We start from the raw sequence: 14,034 nt of genomic DNA, 5'->3' as shown, positions 1-14,034 counted from the left end.
ATTGCAGTGAACTATATAAAAGCCTATGCACCGGCAACTGTAGCCAATGTAGCTTGTGGATTCGATATTTTCGGTTTTGCCATCGAAGAGCCCGGGGATATTGTAGAAATTACCCGGACGGAGCGTCCTGGAATCGTTATCAAGGACATTTTTGGAGATGGGGGGCGCTTACCTCGGGAGGCCAGTAAAAATGCTGTCACTGGTGTGATGTTACACCTGGTGGAGCATCTGGGCCTGGCCGACTTTGGCGCAGAGGTGGTATTACATAAGAATATGCCTCTTGGTAGTGGCATGGGCTCTAGTGCGGCTAGCTCGGTAGCGGGGATTGTTGCTTTAAATGCCCTACTCGATGAGCCCCTTTCCCGAAACGAATTATTACGATTTGCTATGGAGGGCGAAAGAATAGCTTCAGGATCGGCGCATGCCGATAATGTAGGCCCTGCCTTGTTGGGAGGGTTTGTCGTGATCAGAAGCTATGATCCTTTAGATGTTTTTACCATTCCCTTTCCTGGCGATTTGTATGCTACCTTGGTACATCCCGATATAGAGATCAATACCAAAGATGCACGATATATTTTACGTGACGAGGTAAGCTTAAAGGATACTATTACGCAAATGGGCAATGTTGCCGGGATGATTAGCGGTTTGATGCAGTCCGATTATGAATTGATAAGTCGGTCGATGGTCGATGTTATCATCGAACCGGTACGATCCATATTGATCCCTCAATTTGGTATGGTAAAACAAGCGGCTATAGAGGCTGGAGCCTTGGGATGCAGTATTTCTGGATCGGGCCCCTCCATGTTTGCTCTGAGCAGAGGCGCTGATACTGCCCAAAAGGTCGCTAAGGTGATGGCTGAAGGTTTCAAACAAGTAGGTATAGATGCCCATAGCCATGTTTCGGCCATAAATAAAACCGGAGCCACCATATTAGAGCAGGCATAAAAAGATCGAATTTTTGGGAAAAACCTTAATTGATGAACTTTCTTAATTAAGATGGACGTTAAAACTTTAGCAATTAAAACAGCAAGGAAATGATAACGGTTAGCGAAGACGCAAAAAATAAAATTATCGAATTACGTAAGGCCGACGGTCACGCCGACGATTACCAGATACGGGTTGGCGTCTTGGGTGGTGGCTGTTCAGGGTTGACTTATAATTTGGAGTTTAACTCAGATTCATTGCCTACAGATATGGTATTTGAAGATAAAGGAATCAAGATTATAGTGGATAAAAAGAGTATACTTTATCTGGCGGGTACCAACCTGGAATTTTCGGATGGCCTTAATGGTAAGGGGTTTCAATTTGTGAACCCCAATGCCACCAGGACTTGTGGATGTGGAGAAAGTTTCGCAGTATAATTTATTAAAAATATTTATTTAATAGAAACGCACCGTGGGGACCACGGTGCGTTTCTATTAAAGGGCAGAAAATTATTAATTTGTCCCGTGATCATGAGTAGAACTAAATGTTTAGTTGTCTCTCGACCATGTTTAGCCATCCAAGGGGGTGGTAGTATCAAAGCATTCTCATTTCATGAAACCAACACTATTAATTCTTGCCGCAGGCATGGGAAGCCGTTACGGTGGTATCAAACAATTGGATCAGTTTGGCCCCAATGGAGAAACAATCATCGATTATTCCTTGTATGATGCTATTCGCAGTGGCTTTGGAAAGGTTGTATTCATTGTACGACAAGAAATCAAGGATCAAGCCGCTGAATTATTTGCTTCGAAGTTGAAGGGTAAAATTGATTTTGATTTCGCCATTCAAGGGGTACAGTCGTATATGCCTACCGAACTAGGTAAGGTAGAGCGTGTAAAACCTTGGGGGACAGGTCATGCCACATTATGCGCCTGGGAGCAGACCGACACCCCATTCGCGGTGATCAATGCTGACGATTTTTATGGTTATGACGCATTTAAAACCATGGCGGAGTTTTTGTCAACCGATACTAATGATAAGCAACACGCCATGATTGGCTATGAGCTAAAACGGACACTATCTGAAAATGGAACGGTTTCTAGAGGTATATGTGTGGAGCGGGAGGATCAAAATCTGGAAGTTGTAACAGAACGCACCAAAATTTTTCCAAAAGATGGAAAAATATACTTTGAAGAAAATGAAGTGTTAACAGAATTGGCTCCAGAAACACCCGTTTCTATGAACTTCTGGGGCTTTAAGCCTTCTATGTTCCCAATCACAGAGGATTTGTTTAAAACTTATGCCAAAGAGAATATGGATTCACCCAAGGCGGAGTTTTATATTCCTACTGTGATGACTCATATGATACAGAAAGGTTTGGGCGATTGTCGCGTCTTTCGTTCTACTTCCGATTGGTTTGGAGTAACGTATCCGGAGGATAAACCTAAGGTGCAGGCAGCGTTATCGGCCCTTCATGCGGACCATAAATATCCTGATAACCTTTGGGAATAGCTAGTACCTAATATTAAAGTACACCCGGGGCCTGAAACTATAGTTTCAGGCCCCGGGTTTGTTTGCCTACTTCTTGAGAAGTGCTTCTACCATTTTTTCGGCTACAAAAGTATTTCCAGCCTCGGTAAGATGCACCCTGTCGGAGGTGAGAATACCTTTTTCCTTGTTTTCGGGATTGTTCGCGGATAAATAATCCTGGAATTCCTTACGCAGGTCTAATAGCTGAAGGTTGTTCCGATCGGCAAGGTCACGTATGAGCTTGCTATATTGATTGAGGTCCCCGTCTTGCTGGTTAGAATTGTCGTTTCTCTCACCAATCACGGAAGGCGTACAAAGGATGATTCGGATGTTTTGCGCCTTCAGTTTTTTGATAATGGCTTCGTAAAACTTAACGTACTTGTCGGGGTCGGTGCCGGTACCAGACGAAGCCTTATGCCATACATCATTGATACCAACGTAGATAAATACGACATCGGGCTTTTTATCCAACACATCCTCGTCCATTCGGAGGTAAAGGTCATATACTTTATTGCCGCCTATACCGGCTCCCATCAACTCATACTGTGCACCTAACCCTTTTGAGCCTAACATCTCACCTGCTTTGGTAATATAACCCTGGGGTTTTACACCCGCTTGTGTGATGGAGTCGCCAAAGAAGATGACCCTAAGGGGTTTGTCTTGTTTCATGGCTAGCAATGGGATAGCCACCACTAGGATCCTAAGAATTCGATACATGATTTGAATAATTGAAAAGTTGAATGTTTATAATAAAAGGCTATTTGGGGTGAAAATTACCTAATGGATAGGACTAATTTTGGATTATTACCTTTTCAAATCTACGGACAGCTGCGGAAGGAACATCCGATCCTGATAGGGAACTAAGATGCTTGAATTGGTTTTATTAGGAGTAAGTAATTTATTTATAAGCCCATGCCCCCCAAACAGGTATGGGTCGGTGGTGAACCGAAAACAAGACCTGACAAGGGCATACAAGGATGAAACTGGAAATTAATGATACCTATAATCGGCAGCTTCCTGCCGATACCAATACGAATAACAGTAGGCGACAAGTGAATATGGCGGCTTTTTCTTATGTGTCACCGAGGATGCCGACTGCACCGCAACTGGTACATGCCTCCGCTGAAGTGGCTCAGTTGTTAGGAATAACGGGAGAGGATATGGGCTCAGAAGACTTTTTACAGGTGTTTTCTGGTTCCAAAGTCTTGCCAGGTACTCATCCTTATGCCATGTGTTATGGAGGCCACCAGTTTGGAAACTGGGCGGGGCAGTTGGGGGACGGTAGAGCCATTAATCTGTTCGAAGTCCACCACCACGAGCGTCAATGGGCCGTACAGCTAAAGGGCTCGGGAGCCACGCCCTATTCGCGTTCGGCAGATGGCCTGGCGGTGCTACGGTCGTCTATTCGGGAACACCTATGTAGCGAAGCCATGGCTGCTTTAGGCGTCCCTACCACACGTTCCCTATCGGTAATGCTTACCGGCGATCGGGTCTTAAGAGATATGCTGTATGATGGCAATGCGGCTTATGAACCCGGTGCGGTGGTATGTAGGGTGTCGCCTTCCTTTATCCGATTCGGGAATTTCGAGATTTTTGCCTCCCGACAGGACATTCCAAATTTAAAAAAACTTACCGACTATTCTATCAAACAGTTTTTTCCCTCAATTACGCCGGAAGGAAAGGCAGGATATTTGTCTTTTTTTAAGGCTGTTTGCCAAAGGACGGTGGAGATGATCGTGCATTGGGAAAGGGTAGGGTTCGTGCATGGCGTCATGAATACCGACAATATGTCGATTCTTGGGCTAACGATCGACTACGGACCCTATGGTTGGCTAGAAGGCTATGACCATCATTGGACGCCCAATACCACCGATCGTCAGCACAGGCGCTATCGCTTTGGACAACAGGCCGACATAGGTTTATGGAACCTATATCAACTAGCCAATGCCATATACCCACTGATAGAAGATATACCCGCCATGGAGGCTATTTTGGAGGAGTATCGTGTGGACTATGCCACGCAATACCATGCCATGATGCTGGCTAAGGTAGGCTTACAAATGGATCGGACCGAGGATATTGACTTGTTAGAAAGTCTGGAGGGGCTACTTCAAAGAACGGAGACTGACATGACTCTGTTTTTTAGGGGATTGTCTAAAGTGAAAAAGGACAATGTCCTAGAGGATGGAGATGCTTTTTTGGAGCCTGTAGCCCAGGCTTTCTATAAGCCACAGGAATTGGATGAGGCGCTTCGATCGGATTGGCGAAGTTGGTTTGTTCAATATCAGGATCGCTTGAAGCACGAAACCCTGACCGACACGGAAAGAATGTTGGCTATGAATGCCGTTAACCCTAAATATGTCCTCCGCAATTATATGGCACAACTGGCTATAGATGCCGCCGAGGGAGGGGATTTTACGGTAGTTGAGGATCTGTACCAGCTGCTACAAGCGCCTTATTCAGAACAGCCTGATCAGGAGCGATGGTTTGCCAAACGCCCCGAATGGGCACGGCAAAAGGTAGGGTGTAGCATGTTGTCCTGTAGCTCATAACAGGGACTATAAAGGTGCGAGCACCGCTTGCTGATGCTGGTAGGTCAGGGTGAAAGCCTGTCCTAACTGAAGCTGAGCCCGATACTCCAAGGGGAGTTTGAGTTCACGAACTTGATGGTCGATCCATGCCAATAGCCTCAGGTGATCATCCTGTATTTCGATAATTAATACTTCACCGTAAAGGGTAAGACTATCGGCAGGCAGGGCTCGTTTTGGATATACCTCCACTGGGCTACCTGAGGCGGTAATTTGACCATGGTTTAATTGTACGACGCTTTGGGCCATTTTAAAGATTTCACCTAGATGATGCGTTACTAGAATCATGGTGAAACCCTGCTCATGCTGTAGCTCCAATAATAAGTTTTGAAGGCTATGGCGCATGTCGGAATCCAAGGCCGACAAGGGTTCGTCGAGTAAGAGTAACTCAGGCTCTCGCACCAGCGCCCTTGCCAGAGCCACCCGCTGCTGCTGACCACCCGAGAGCTGGCTGGGGCGGCGGTGAGCCAGGGCAGACAGCTCCATACGGCGCAGGAATCTATCGACGATAGGGGTAGGTTTCCCTTTTGGAAGTCCATAGGAGAGGTTTTGAATTACCGTAAGATGTGGAAAAAGAGCATAGTCCTGAAAAACGAAACCAATATTTCTTTTTTGAGGGGGCATAAAGATGCCCTGGGAACTGTCGAGCCATACCTGGCTATTCTGAATGATGGTGCCTCGCTGAGGATGTGAAAGCCCCGCTATTTGTCGGAGCAGGGTGGTTTTTCCAGCTCCAGATGGACCCGTAATGGCCAGTCGCTCGCCCTTAGGAATGGAAAGGGCAATGGCCATGGACATGGTGCCCACAGAGGTTTGTAGGCTGTGTTGTAGGTCTATTTCAAGCTTATTTGCGCACACGGAGTAGTCGGTTGTTGACGGAATAAACAAAAAGAAGAATGATAAATGAAATGAAGAATAGTACCATGGCATACTGGTTGGCCATAGAATAATTTAAGGCCTCTACTTCATTATAAATCGCGACCGAAGCCACTTTGGTGACGCCAGGGATGTTTCCTCCTATCATGAGTACGACGCCAAACTCACCTACCGTATGGGCAAAGGTGAGCACGAAGGCGGTTAAAAGGGCAGGTTTGCTATTAGGTAGCAAGATCCGAAAAAATGTTTCAATAGGTCCCTTACCTAAGATGTAGGAAGAGTCGACTAAGGACTGTGGTACGGCCTGCAATCCGGCTCGTATGGGATATACCATGAAGGGGAGGCTATAGATGACCGAGGCTACTATCAAGCCAGGGAATGAAAAAACCAATCGGATACCGAAGACACTTTCTATCCAAGCACCGAACCAGTGAGAGGGGCTAAAAGCAAGTAGCAGATAGAATCCGATAACCGAAGGAGGTAGTACCAAGGGCATTCCAATAAGTGCTTCTACCAAGCCCCGGGCTTTAAATCGGCCAAAGGCCAGCCAATAGGCCAGGGGAGTAGCTAGAAAAAGGAGCATTATAGAAGTGATACTAGCCAGCTTAAAGGTAAGCCAGAGGGGTTGCCAATCCATCATAATCAATGGGCTTAAATTGATGTCAAGAACGAATGGTTGTATTTTTATATTTACCTATATCCATATTTTCTGAAAATTTGCTGTGCTCGCTCCGAATACAAGAATTCATAAAAGGCCTCGCTGCTGGCTTTTTTAAGGGAGTTTTCACTATGCCTGAGTAGGATTGCCGCTTGCTGGATGGGGGCATAGAGGGCGGTGTCGATAGGAGTGAAGTGGCCCTGGTCTTTCATATTGGAAGATAAGACGATGGAGAGGGCATTGAAGCCGACGTCTACCGATCCGGAGGTGATGTATTGTGCCGTTTGGGCGATACTCTCTCCATATACTAATTTGGTTTTAATGGCCGGCATCAGTCCCGTTTTTTCTAAAGCCTGTAGGGCGGCTTCACCATAGGGGGCGGTTTGGGGGTTGGGAATGGCTATTTTGTGGATGTTATCCTCTTTCAGCCTGTTCCAATCCAAGCCTTCGGTAGGGAGGTTCTTACTCCACAGCACGAGTGCTCCACGTGCATAGACTTGTGGTGCCCGATCGGAGCCTCCCTGTTTATAGATCTCTTCAGGGTATTTGGTGTCGGCCGATACGAAAACATCGAAAGGGGCCCCTTCTCGTATTTGAGCGGTAAGCTTTCCGGAGGAGCCTACGATGATCTGAACTTTCTTGCCCGACTCTTTCTCGAATTCGGCTTTAATATCATTCATTACATACTGCACATTGGCGGCCGTGGCTATCATCAGCTCCTCCGATGGCTTGCTGCAGGCAGCCATGACGCTGAGTACGGTCAGAAATAGTAGCTTTATTTTCATCCTGCTAAGTTACTTGAATTTGGGTTGAAGGCCCTTTTTTCGCCTTTAAAAATGACACCAAAGCTTTAATTGACCTTTCTTATGTTCAAAATAGGATGGGTAGTAATGTGTTGGCTATAAAAGTCGTAAATTGCGCCCCATTTTTGAAGGTTGAAAATACCATAAATTTATTTTAATCAATGATTATTGAAACAGCGTTACGAACCCGCCAGACTACTGAATATTACTTTTCAGTAAAGCTGGCCGAGGTGCGCAATTTGATTGCAAATGGGCATGACGTGATTAACCTAGGAATAGGGAATCCCGACATGATGCCATCCGAAGAGACCATCCAGGCTTTGGCCGATGCCGCCTTGAAACCACAGGCACATGGTTATCAATCTTATATCGGAACTCCTTCCTATCGGGAGGCCATTGCATCTTATTATGGTCGTACTTATGGAGTAACGCTGAACCCTGCCGCTGAGCTATTGCCTCTAATCGGCTCTAAAGAGGGAATAACCCATGTGTCGTTGACGTTTCTGGACCCTGGCGACGAGGTGTTAGTACCCGAGCTGGGCTACCCTGCCTACCGTGCTGTAAGCCAGATGGTGGGAGCGGTAGTGAAGGAATATCCTTTGCTGGAGCATGAAGGATGGCAGCCCGACTGGGAACGGATGGAAAGTTTGGTGAGTCCCAAGACGAAAATTATATGGATGAACTATCCCCATATGCCTACTGGAGCCCCGGCCACAGTACCATTGTTTGAAAGGGCAGTAGCTTTTGCAAAAAAACACCGCATCTTACTTTGCCATGATAATCCGTACAGCCTGGTGTTGAACAAAAAGGCTCCTATTAGCCTTCTTGCTATAGAAGGGGCCAAAGAAGTGGCGATCGAACTCAACTCTATGAGTAAGTCGCATAATATGGCGGGTTGGAGAATGGGTTGGCTGGCAGCCGACAAATCCTATATCGATGCTGTGCTCAAAATAAAAAGCAATGTGGATTCTGGTATGTTTTGGGCCATGCAAGAAGCTGCTATTGTGGCACTTCAGAACGATGCCGAGTGGCATCAGGCACGCAATGCAGTATACCAAGGTCGACTTGAAGCGGCGGAAGCTTTCTTGACTTCCTTGGGTTGTAGCTGGGACAAGAGCCAGGAAGGGATGTTCCTCTGGGGGAAGTTGCCCGAGTCGGTGTCATCGGCAGAGGAGTTGGTTAACCGACTGCTCGTAGAGAAGCATGTGTTTATTGCTCCTGGCTTTATTTTCGGCCCCAAAGGCCAGCGCTACATCCGACTCTCCTTATGTATGCCCAAAGAACGCATATGGGAGGCTGTTGATCGTCTGAAAAGCTAGACAGAGATTTATAAAATTATTGGATTTATTTGAAAATAATAATCGCATGATTATCAGTATAATAGGCGTAGGGCTCTTAGGCGGGTCTTTTGCCCTGAGTCTCAAGAAAAAATACCCGCTGGTGAAATTTGTTGGCGTGGATACTTCCATCGTTAACCAGAAGATAGCACTGGCCAAGGGCATTGTCGATGAAATCGTCAGCTTAGAAGATGCCTTGCAAATGGCCGAGCTCAATGTGCTGGCAACCCCCGTAGATACCATCGGTAAACTATTGCCCACCCTTCTGGATCAAATTCCAGAAGGACGTACCATCATGGACTTAGGCTCGACCAAAGAACTGGTCTGCGAGATAGTTGATGGCCACCCCAATCGGAAACAATTTGTAGCGGTGCATCCTATGGCCGGTACCGAAAATTCGGGGCCAGGAGCTGCTTTTGCCGAACTGCTGACCGACAAAAATGTAATTATCTGTGGACGTGATAAAACGGATAGGGATTGCTTAATGCTGGTAGAGGCTTTCTTGAGGGATATAGGAATGAAAATCCATTATATGAACCCCCAAGAGCACGACCATCACCTGGCCTATGTATCGCATTTGAGTCATATTAGCTCTTTTGCTCTAGGCCTGACGGTGTTGGATAAGGAGCGGGACGAAAAAGCGATTTTTGATATGGCGAGCACTGGTTTCTCTTCGACGGTTAGGTTAGCAAAAAGTTCGCCTCAGATGTGGGCACCTATTTTTGCCCAAAATCAGAAGAACGTTTCTAAGGCACTAGGTGATTATATCGCCTTGTTGAAAAAGTTTAAAACCGCTATCGACCAAGGGGAAACCGAAATAAGCTTGGACTATATGACCAAGGCCAATGATATTGGCCGGATACTGGCGGGGATAGAAAAAAAATAGCCGAAAGGGCAGGGGGCTTCTCCTGCCCACCCTTCACCACTATTCTGGTAGATTGGTAGGGCTTCTGTTTGACCCTATAGGGGAGGTGTCTTCCCCGCTTAGCCTCTGGCAGCCCACTCGTTTTAGTCCTTAATTTTTTATACAAAAAATTAATTTAATATAAACAATGGGGCCTGCTGCCTGTCTTTTACCTTTATATTACGTAAATTAGGGAGTAATCAACCAACTGACTCCCTATGTTTTTCCTAACTATCGGCCTGTTGATCCTCATCACCGGCTATGTATTACAATCTTCTGACCGAAATATCGCCCAATATACCCGCTATATGAAAATAGTAGGCGTGGCTCTGGTGCTCGTCGGTGGCCTTACCGCCAGTATCCGCCAGATCGACGCAGGGACCATTGGGGTACAGTCCTTGTTTGGCAAAGTAAGTGACCGGGTGCTCGAAAATGGACTTAACCTAGTAAATCCACTGGTAACGGTAGCCGTTTTCGATACTAAAACACAGAACTACACCATGGCGGCCATCACCAATGAAGGAGAACTAAGTGGCGATGACGCCATAAGGGTGCTTTCGGCCGATGGACTTGAGGTGGTTATAGACTTGACGGTCCTCTATAAAGTTCTCCCATCTAGCGCCCCGTCAATTTTTAAGGATATCGGTACCGACTATAAAGATAAGATTGTCCGCCCTGTCACTAGAACAAGAATAAGAGATAATGCCGTTTATTACGACGCCGTGTCCTTGTACTCCAAACGTAGGGACGAGTTCCAAGATCGCATTTATAAGTCTATAGACAAGGACTTTAAAGATCGAGGGCTGATCTTGGAGCAGCTTTTGATACGAAATATTAATCTGCCAGAGTCGGTAAAGAAGAGCATTGAGTCAAAGATTAATGCCGAGCAAGATGCCCAAAAAATGGAGTTTGTCCTGCAAAAGGAAAAGCAGGAGGCCGAAAGAATGCGGGTAGAGGCACAAGGGATTGCCGACTACCAGACGATCATCGCCCAAAGCCTTACCGACCGTCAGCTGCAATATGAGATGATTAACGCTCAGAAGGAGTTGGCTAAGTCGCCTAATGCTAAAATCGTGATCATGGGCGGGAAAAGCAATATGCCCCTGATTTTGAACTGAAATATAGGGGATAAGTATCTGTTTTTAGATGCTTATCCCCCTAATTGACTACTTACTCTTGTATTTGAATATCGAAGTTGTAACTCCCCTTTTTTGCTACTTTATTGGCTATAAGACTTACTCTATAAATTCTCTCCCCCCATACTCTCGATAGTCGGGGGTCGGGTAGCTCAATGGTTTCAGTCTTGCTGGTAAAGTGCTTGGGGTTATAGCCCATCTCAACGGTTTTACTGCCTACCTGGAGTGTTATTTTCCCCTGCTGCGATAGATCTGGCTTTTGCCATACCAAAAAGTTGATTTCATTGGGTGCTTTGGCCTCCGTGAGGCTGAACTGATCGGTGATGGTGAGCCCTCCCTTTTTTGCTAATTGGTAGGTCCTGTTCCAAAATTGTGCGGCGGCAGTGGCGGGATATGCGCCAGCTAGGTCGAGACTAAAAATCCCTTTCTGCGCATCGAACTGGACATTTTTGGATCGATATTGCGCCCCATCTTGCTGCGATACTCCGTTGATCTTCGGTACATTATGATAGTCGCTCTGCATGGTCCATATGGTATAGCGCTCGTTACTGAATGTCTGCCGGGTATAGGTCCCTACTCCAGCGTCGATGAACACCGGCTGATGGTCAAGATATAAAGAAAAGGTACCCATGTCGTTATGGTTGTGGCTTTCAGCATTGAAACCACCTTTTGATGCGAAGAATAATCCGGACTCATTTTTCATATACAAAAACTCGGTCTCAGGATACCACACCGCCTCGTAGGAGGGTAGTGCTGGGGTAGTCGTCATCAAGGCATTTTTGTATTTCATCTCTTCCATTGGTCTAAATAGATCCCTTCCCGCAGTGAGGAACTTCTCCTCGTTTTTGGCATCCAAATAGGCGCCAAAATGCATCATGGCCTTGCTGTCCACGGCTTTTCCATATCGATAAATGAGGCTGGCATCGCCCCCTCCCTGTGCAGAGGCATCGGCAAAATTGACCACCCACCCGTCGCCTACATAGGTGTTGGCGATGTATTCTCCCATATTCTTGATTAATGGTTGGTCGAAAATGGAAATTTTGCCCGCAGTGGCATAGCTGAGTGCCTGTAAGTAGTCATACATTTTGCCCGCAGCATGCCCCCAATAGGACGGGCCTTCTTCACAAGCGCCGTCGTCGTGGTTGTGGTTGATGAACTGATCGACAGAGACCATGGTGCGGTATACGCCTTCGGCTCGTTTTTGAGGGTCGTTCTCTATAAGCATAAAGCTCATTAACACATTGAAATTACACCACGGATTCCAATTGTTGACGTTGCCTCCTGGCCTTAAATGAATGGCTTGCCACCAAAAATCATCCCGGTTCATATATGGATCTAATATTCTCTCTCTTATGGACTGCTCAAGCCGAGCCGAAATACTGGGGTCGACCCGGTCGAAGGACTCTTTGAAATAATAATGTATCCAGGATAACAAAGATCCCATGTCACCGGCTCCAAGGTCAATAATATGTTCGCGAAAATCGGGTAGGGCACGTCTATTCCGCTGCGCCGAGACTAAATGTGCCGAGGAAGCCCAGGAGGTCAACTCCATGAAGTACCAGGTTCCATTGACGATCTGGTCTATAAACCGACCTTTGCCTTCACATAATTCGGCCAGTACTAGGCTGCTTAGTACATTGCTGTTCGAAAACATAGGGCTTTCCATAATGGTACGAGAGCCGCTTTTCTCGAATTCCAAATAGTCGGTGGCCTTGATAACCCTCCACTCATAACTAAGATATTTCTCACCATTCTGAATTTGATGCTCCCGATAGCTGCCAGATAGTTGTTCCCATCCCGCTCGGTCGGCATAGGCTGGGTAGGGTACCCAGTCTTGGTTGGCTACCAAGGCCGCTTTTACGGCCTGTAAACTGGCTTTATTTTGAAGGAGATCTCGCTTTTGTTCCGCATAGGTACGCAAAGACATGCCTAATAGGATCAGAAAAGTGATGGTAAGAAAACGCATAGGGGTTTAGATAAGTTGGGTGACTAGGAGTCGTATCCTTAATGCTTAGAACCTTGGGTCATTTTTTGTAAAAGATCAAAAAATGCCTTTTTTCGCGGACTGTCTATTCCCCAGTCAACGGGTACACTTTGATACCCGTCCTGATAGGCCTCGTCTTTCATGCGATAATCGAAATACCCCCACGAAGCATGCGCCTTGGTGGCGGCAATGAAGTTGTTATAGGGCTTGTCAAAATCGAAATGATCGTCTTCGTTGAATACGATCGGCTGGCCTTTGTAGGTCTTCTTGTCCCTAATGATCTTCACCATCTCCTCGATTCTTTCAGGTTGCTTTACGCCATTGCCATGGACGAGCACGAAATCACTGGCGGCTAATACTTCGTCGGTAGGGATGAAATTGCCCGAGAAACTGGTCGATACCAGTAGCCGCCGCCCTTTTCGTTGGATGGACTTGACTAAATCAATGAGCGTAACGGTTTGCTGAGGCTGTAAAATGGGATGGGTCTTGTAGTTGATGTTGCATTCGTTGGCAATCTCTACGATTACATTTTCGTATTTTTTGTCTAGTACCCAATTGGTTGTGTTTTTGACCCCCTCCTCTATGGCTCGATCATCGACGATACGCCCGTCTTGCCCGAAATAATAATAACCCAATATGACTACCATTCCGAGTTGGTCGGCCCGGGTGAGGATCTTCTCTAGCCTTTTCATATAAGCATCGTCCAGGGTCCCGTCGGGCCGAATGGCCGAATTGTGCCAGGGCTGGCTCTTGGAATAACCGTAAGGACTTCCCCCCTGAAGGTTGACGGTAAAGGCTAACAGTCCTTTTTTCTTCCATATCTCCATGGCTTCAACAAACTCCCGGGTGTTTCTGTCGGGATCCCATTCGCCAGTGTCCGCATATTTCCACTGGTGCTTGGTCTCGGGGTTGGTGTCGTCAAATATACCCTGCACCATCCTGGAGTTGGGTAGTAAGCCTTCCAAATTCATTCCTTGGTAGGACTTTCCCTGAAGGGTTATTTTACCGTTGATGTAGAAGTTTTCGCTGCGAATGGATACGGTCGTATGGCGCTTTTGGGCCTGAATGACCCCTGCCCATAATAATAGTAAGAGTAATAGTGTTTTTTTTATCATAGCGATTGGTCACTGTGCTGGTCGTTTTTACCTAAAGCTAATTCAGCGTCGATTCTATTGTGAAAATAGTGAATATTTACGCTAGAGTAGGAATGATATTCTGGCCACGAAATGAGGATAGGGGTCGGGTGGAAGCATTCGTGAGATTCGTGGGATTCGTGGCTGGAAAGGTTACTAGC

13 protein-coding genes are annotated in these 14,034 nt (G+C 46.5%); 7 read left to right on the top strand and 6 right to left on the bottom strand.

Annotated elements, in window-relative coordinates; genetic code table 11:
* Nucleotides 1-6: 6 nt before the first annotated feature.
* The 3 genes from CLV98_RS05830 (at nucleotide 7) to CLV98_RS05820 (ending at nucleotide 2,436) form a co-directional block, all read left to right on the top strand.
* Nucleotides 7-945: a homoserine kinase gene (locus tag CLV98_RS05830; RefSeq protein ID WP_109673359.1), complete on the top strand. Its 939-nt coding sequence runs from the start codon at nucleotides 7-9 to the stop codon at nucleotides 943-945.
* Between the two features lie 89 nt (nucleotides 946-1,034).
* The gene (locus tag CLV98_RS05825; RefSeq protein ID WP_109673358.1) at nucleotides 1,035-1,361 is read left to right on the top strand and encodes a HesB/IscA family protein; all 327 of its coding nucleotides are present in this window, start codon (nucleotides 1,035-1,037) and stop codon (nucleotides 1,359-1,361) included.
* Between the two features lie 175 nt (nucleotides 1,362-1,536).
* Nucleotides 1,537-2,436, top strand: coding sequence for a nucleotidyltransferase family protein (locus tag CLV98_RS05820; protein ID WP_109673357.1), 900 nt, complete (start codon nucleotides 1,537-1,539; stop codon nucleotides 2,434-2,436).
* A 66-nt stretch (nucleotides 2,437-2,502) separates the two neighbouring features.
* On the opposite strand, the gene CLV98_RS05815 is transcribed toward CLV98_RS05820, so the two are convergent.
* Complete coding sequence (locus CLV98_RS05815; RefSeq protein ID WP_109673356.1) at nucleotides 2,503-3,171, bottom strand: SGNH/GDSL hydrolase family protein; 669 nt, start codon at nucleotides 3,169-3,171, stop codon at nucleotides 2,503-2,505.
* A gap of 260 nt (nucleotides 3,172-3,431) precedes the next feature.
* Between CLV98_RS05815 and CLV98_RS05810 the strand changes: the two genes are divergently transcribed.
* Nucleotides 3,432-5,006 carry a protein adenylyltransferase SelO gene (locus CLV98_RS05810; protein ID WP_109673355.1) on the top strand — a complete coding sequence of 525 codons (1,575 nt, stop codon included), beginning with the start codon at nucleotides 3,432-3,434 and terminating at the stop codon, nucleotides 5,004-5,006.
* A gap of 6 nt (nucleotides 5,007-5,012) precedes the next feature.
* Here CLV98_RS05810 and CLV98_RS05805 read toward each other — a convergent pair whose 3' ends face one another.
* The 3 genes from CLV98_RS05805 to modA are packed head-to-tail and all read right to left on the bottom strand — an operon-like array spanning nucleotide 5,013 to nucleotide 7,361.
* Nucleotides 5,013-5,900, bottom strand: coding sequence for an ABC transporter ATP-binding protein (locus tag CLV98_RS05805; RefSeq protein ID WP_229203237.1), 888 nt, complete (start codon nucleotides 5,898-5,900; stop codon nucleotides 5,013-5,015).
* Complete coding sequence (modB, locus tag CLV98_RS05800) at nucleotides 5,887-6,555, bottom strand: molybdate ABC transporter permease subunit (RefSeq protein WP_109673568.1); 669 nt, start codon at nucleotides 6,553-6,555, stop codon at nucleotides 5,887-5,889. Before modB ends, CLV98_RS05805 begins: the two co-directional genes overlap by 14 nt.
* A gap of 53 nt (nucleotides 6,556-6,608) precedes the next feature.
* A complete protein-coding gene (gene modA / locus CLV98_RS05795) occupies nucleotides 6,609-7,361 on the bottom strand; it encodes a molybdate ABC transporter substrate-binding protein (protein WP_109673354.1) in 753 nt (250 codons plus the stop codon).
* A 179-nt stretch (nucleotides 7,362-7,540) separates the two neighbouring features.
* Here modA and CLV98_RS05790 point away from each other — a divergent pair, with 179 nt between their 5' ends.
* The 3 genes from CLV98_RS05790 to CLV98_RS05780 all read left to right on the top strand — a co-directional run bounded on the left by CLV98_RS05790 (nucleotide 7,541) and on the right by CLV98_RS05780 (nucleotide 10,738).
* Entirely contained in the window at nucleotides 7,541-8,698 is a 1,158-nt protein-coding gene (locus CLV98_RS05790) for a pyridoxal phosphate-dependent aminotransferase (RefSeq protein WP_109673353.1), read from the top strand.
* Between the two features lie 46 nt (nucleotides 8,699-8,744).
* Nucleotides 8,745-9,602: a prephenate dehydrogenase gene (locus tag CLV98_RS05785; protein ID WP_109673352.1), complete on the top strand. Its 858-nt coding sequence runs from the start codon at nucleotides 8,745-8,747 to the stop codon at nucleotides 9,600-9,602.
* A gap of 236 nt (nucleotides 9,603-9,838) precedes the next feature.
* Nucleotides 9,839-10,738 carry a prohibitin family protein gene (locus tag CLV98_RS05780; protein ID WP_109673351.1) on the top strand — a complete coding sequence of 300 codons (900 nt, stop codon included), beginning with the start codon at nucleotides 9,839-9,841 and terminating at the stop codon, nucleotides 10,736-10,738.
* 52 nt (nucleotides 10,739-10,790) lie between these two features.
* On the opposite strand, the gene CLV98_RS05775 is transcribed toward CLV98_RS05780, so the two are convergent.
* A complete protein-coding gene (locus CLV98_RS05775; RefSeq protein ID WP_109673350.1) occupies nucleotides 10,791-12,722 on the bottom strand; it encodes a heparinase II/III domain-containing protein in 1,932 nt (643 codons plus the stop codon).
* A gap of 38 nt (nucleotides 12,723-12,760) precedes the next feature.
* On the bottom strand, nucleotides 12,761-13,855 hold the full coding sequence (locus CLV98_RS05770) for a glycoside hydrolase family protein (RefSeq protein WP_109673349.1): 1,095 nt from the start codon (nucleotides 13,853-13,855) through the stop codon (nucleotides 12,761-12,763).
* Nucleotides 13,856-14,034: the final 179 nt, after the last annotated feature.

Source organism: Dyadobacter jejuensis (assembly GCF_003149085.1).
GTDB classification, from domain to species: Bacteria; Bacteroidota; Bacteroidia; order Cytophagales; family Spirosomataceae; genus Dyadobacter; species Dyadobacter jejuensis.
Note: the sequence above shows the minus strand (reverse complement) of the source record. Positions and strands in the feature narration are given on the sequence as shown.

Coding starts and splice junctions, on each gene's coding strand:
- CLV98_RS05825 (WP_109673358.1), top strand. CDS start 1,035: ATGATAACGGTTAGCGAAGACGCAAAAAATAAAATTATCGAATTACGT.
- CLV98_RS05820 (WP_109673357.1), top strand. CDS start 1,537: ATGAAACCAACACTATTAATTCTTGCCGCAGGCATGGGAAGCCGTTAC.
- CLV98_RS05815 (WP_109673356.1), bottom strand. CDS start 3,171: ATGTATCGAATTCTTAGGATCCTAGTGGTGGCTATCCCATTGCTAGCC.
- CLV98_RS05810 (WP_109673355.1), top strand. CDS start 3,432: ATGAAACTGGAAATTAATGATACCTATAATCGGCAGCTTCCTGCCGAT.
- modB (WP_109673568.1), bottom strand. CDS start 6,555: ATGGATTGGCAACCCCTCTGGCTTACCTTTAAGCTGGCTAGTATCACT.
- modA (WP_109673354.1), bottom strand. CDS start 7,361: ATGAAAATAAAGCTACTATTTCTGACCGTACTCAGCGTCATGGCTGCC.
- CLV98_RS05790 (WP_109673353.1), top strand. CDS start 7,541: ATGATTATTGAAACAGCGTTACGAACCCGCCAGACTACTGAATATTAC.
- CLV98_RS05785 (WP_109673352.1), top strand. CDS start 8,745: ATGATTATCAGTATAATAGGCGTAGGGCTCTTAGGCGGGTCTTTTGCC.
- CLV98_RS05780 (WP_109673351.1), top strand. CDS start 9,839: ATGTTTTTCCTAACTATCGGCCTGTTGATCCTCATCACCGGCTATGTA.
- CLV98_RS05775 (WP_109673350.1), bottom strand. CDS start 12,722: ATGCGTTTTCTTACCATCACTTTTCTGATCCTATTAGGCATGTCTTTG.
- CLV98_RS05770 (WP_109673349.1), bottom strand. CDS start 13,855: ATGATAAAAAAAACACTATTACTCTTACTATTATTATGGGCAGGGGTC.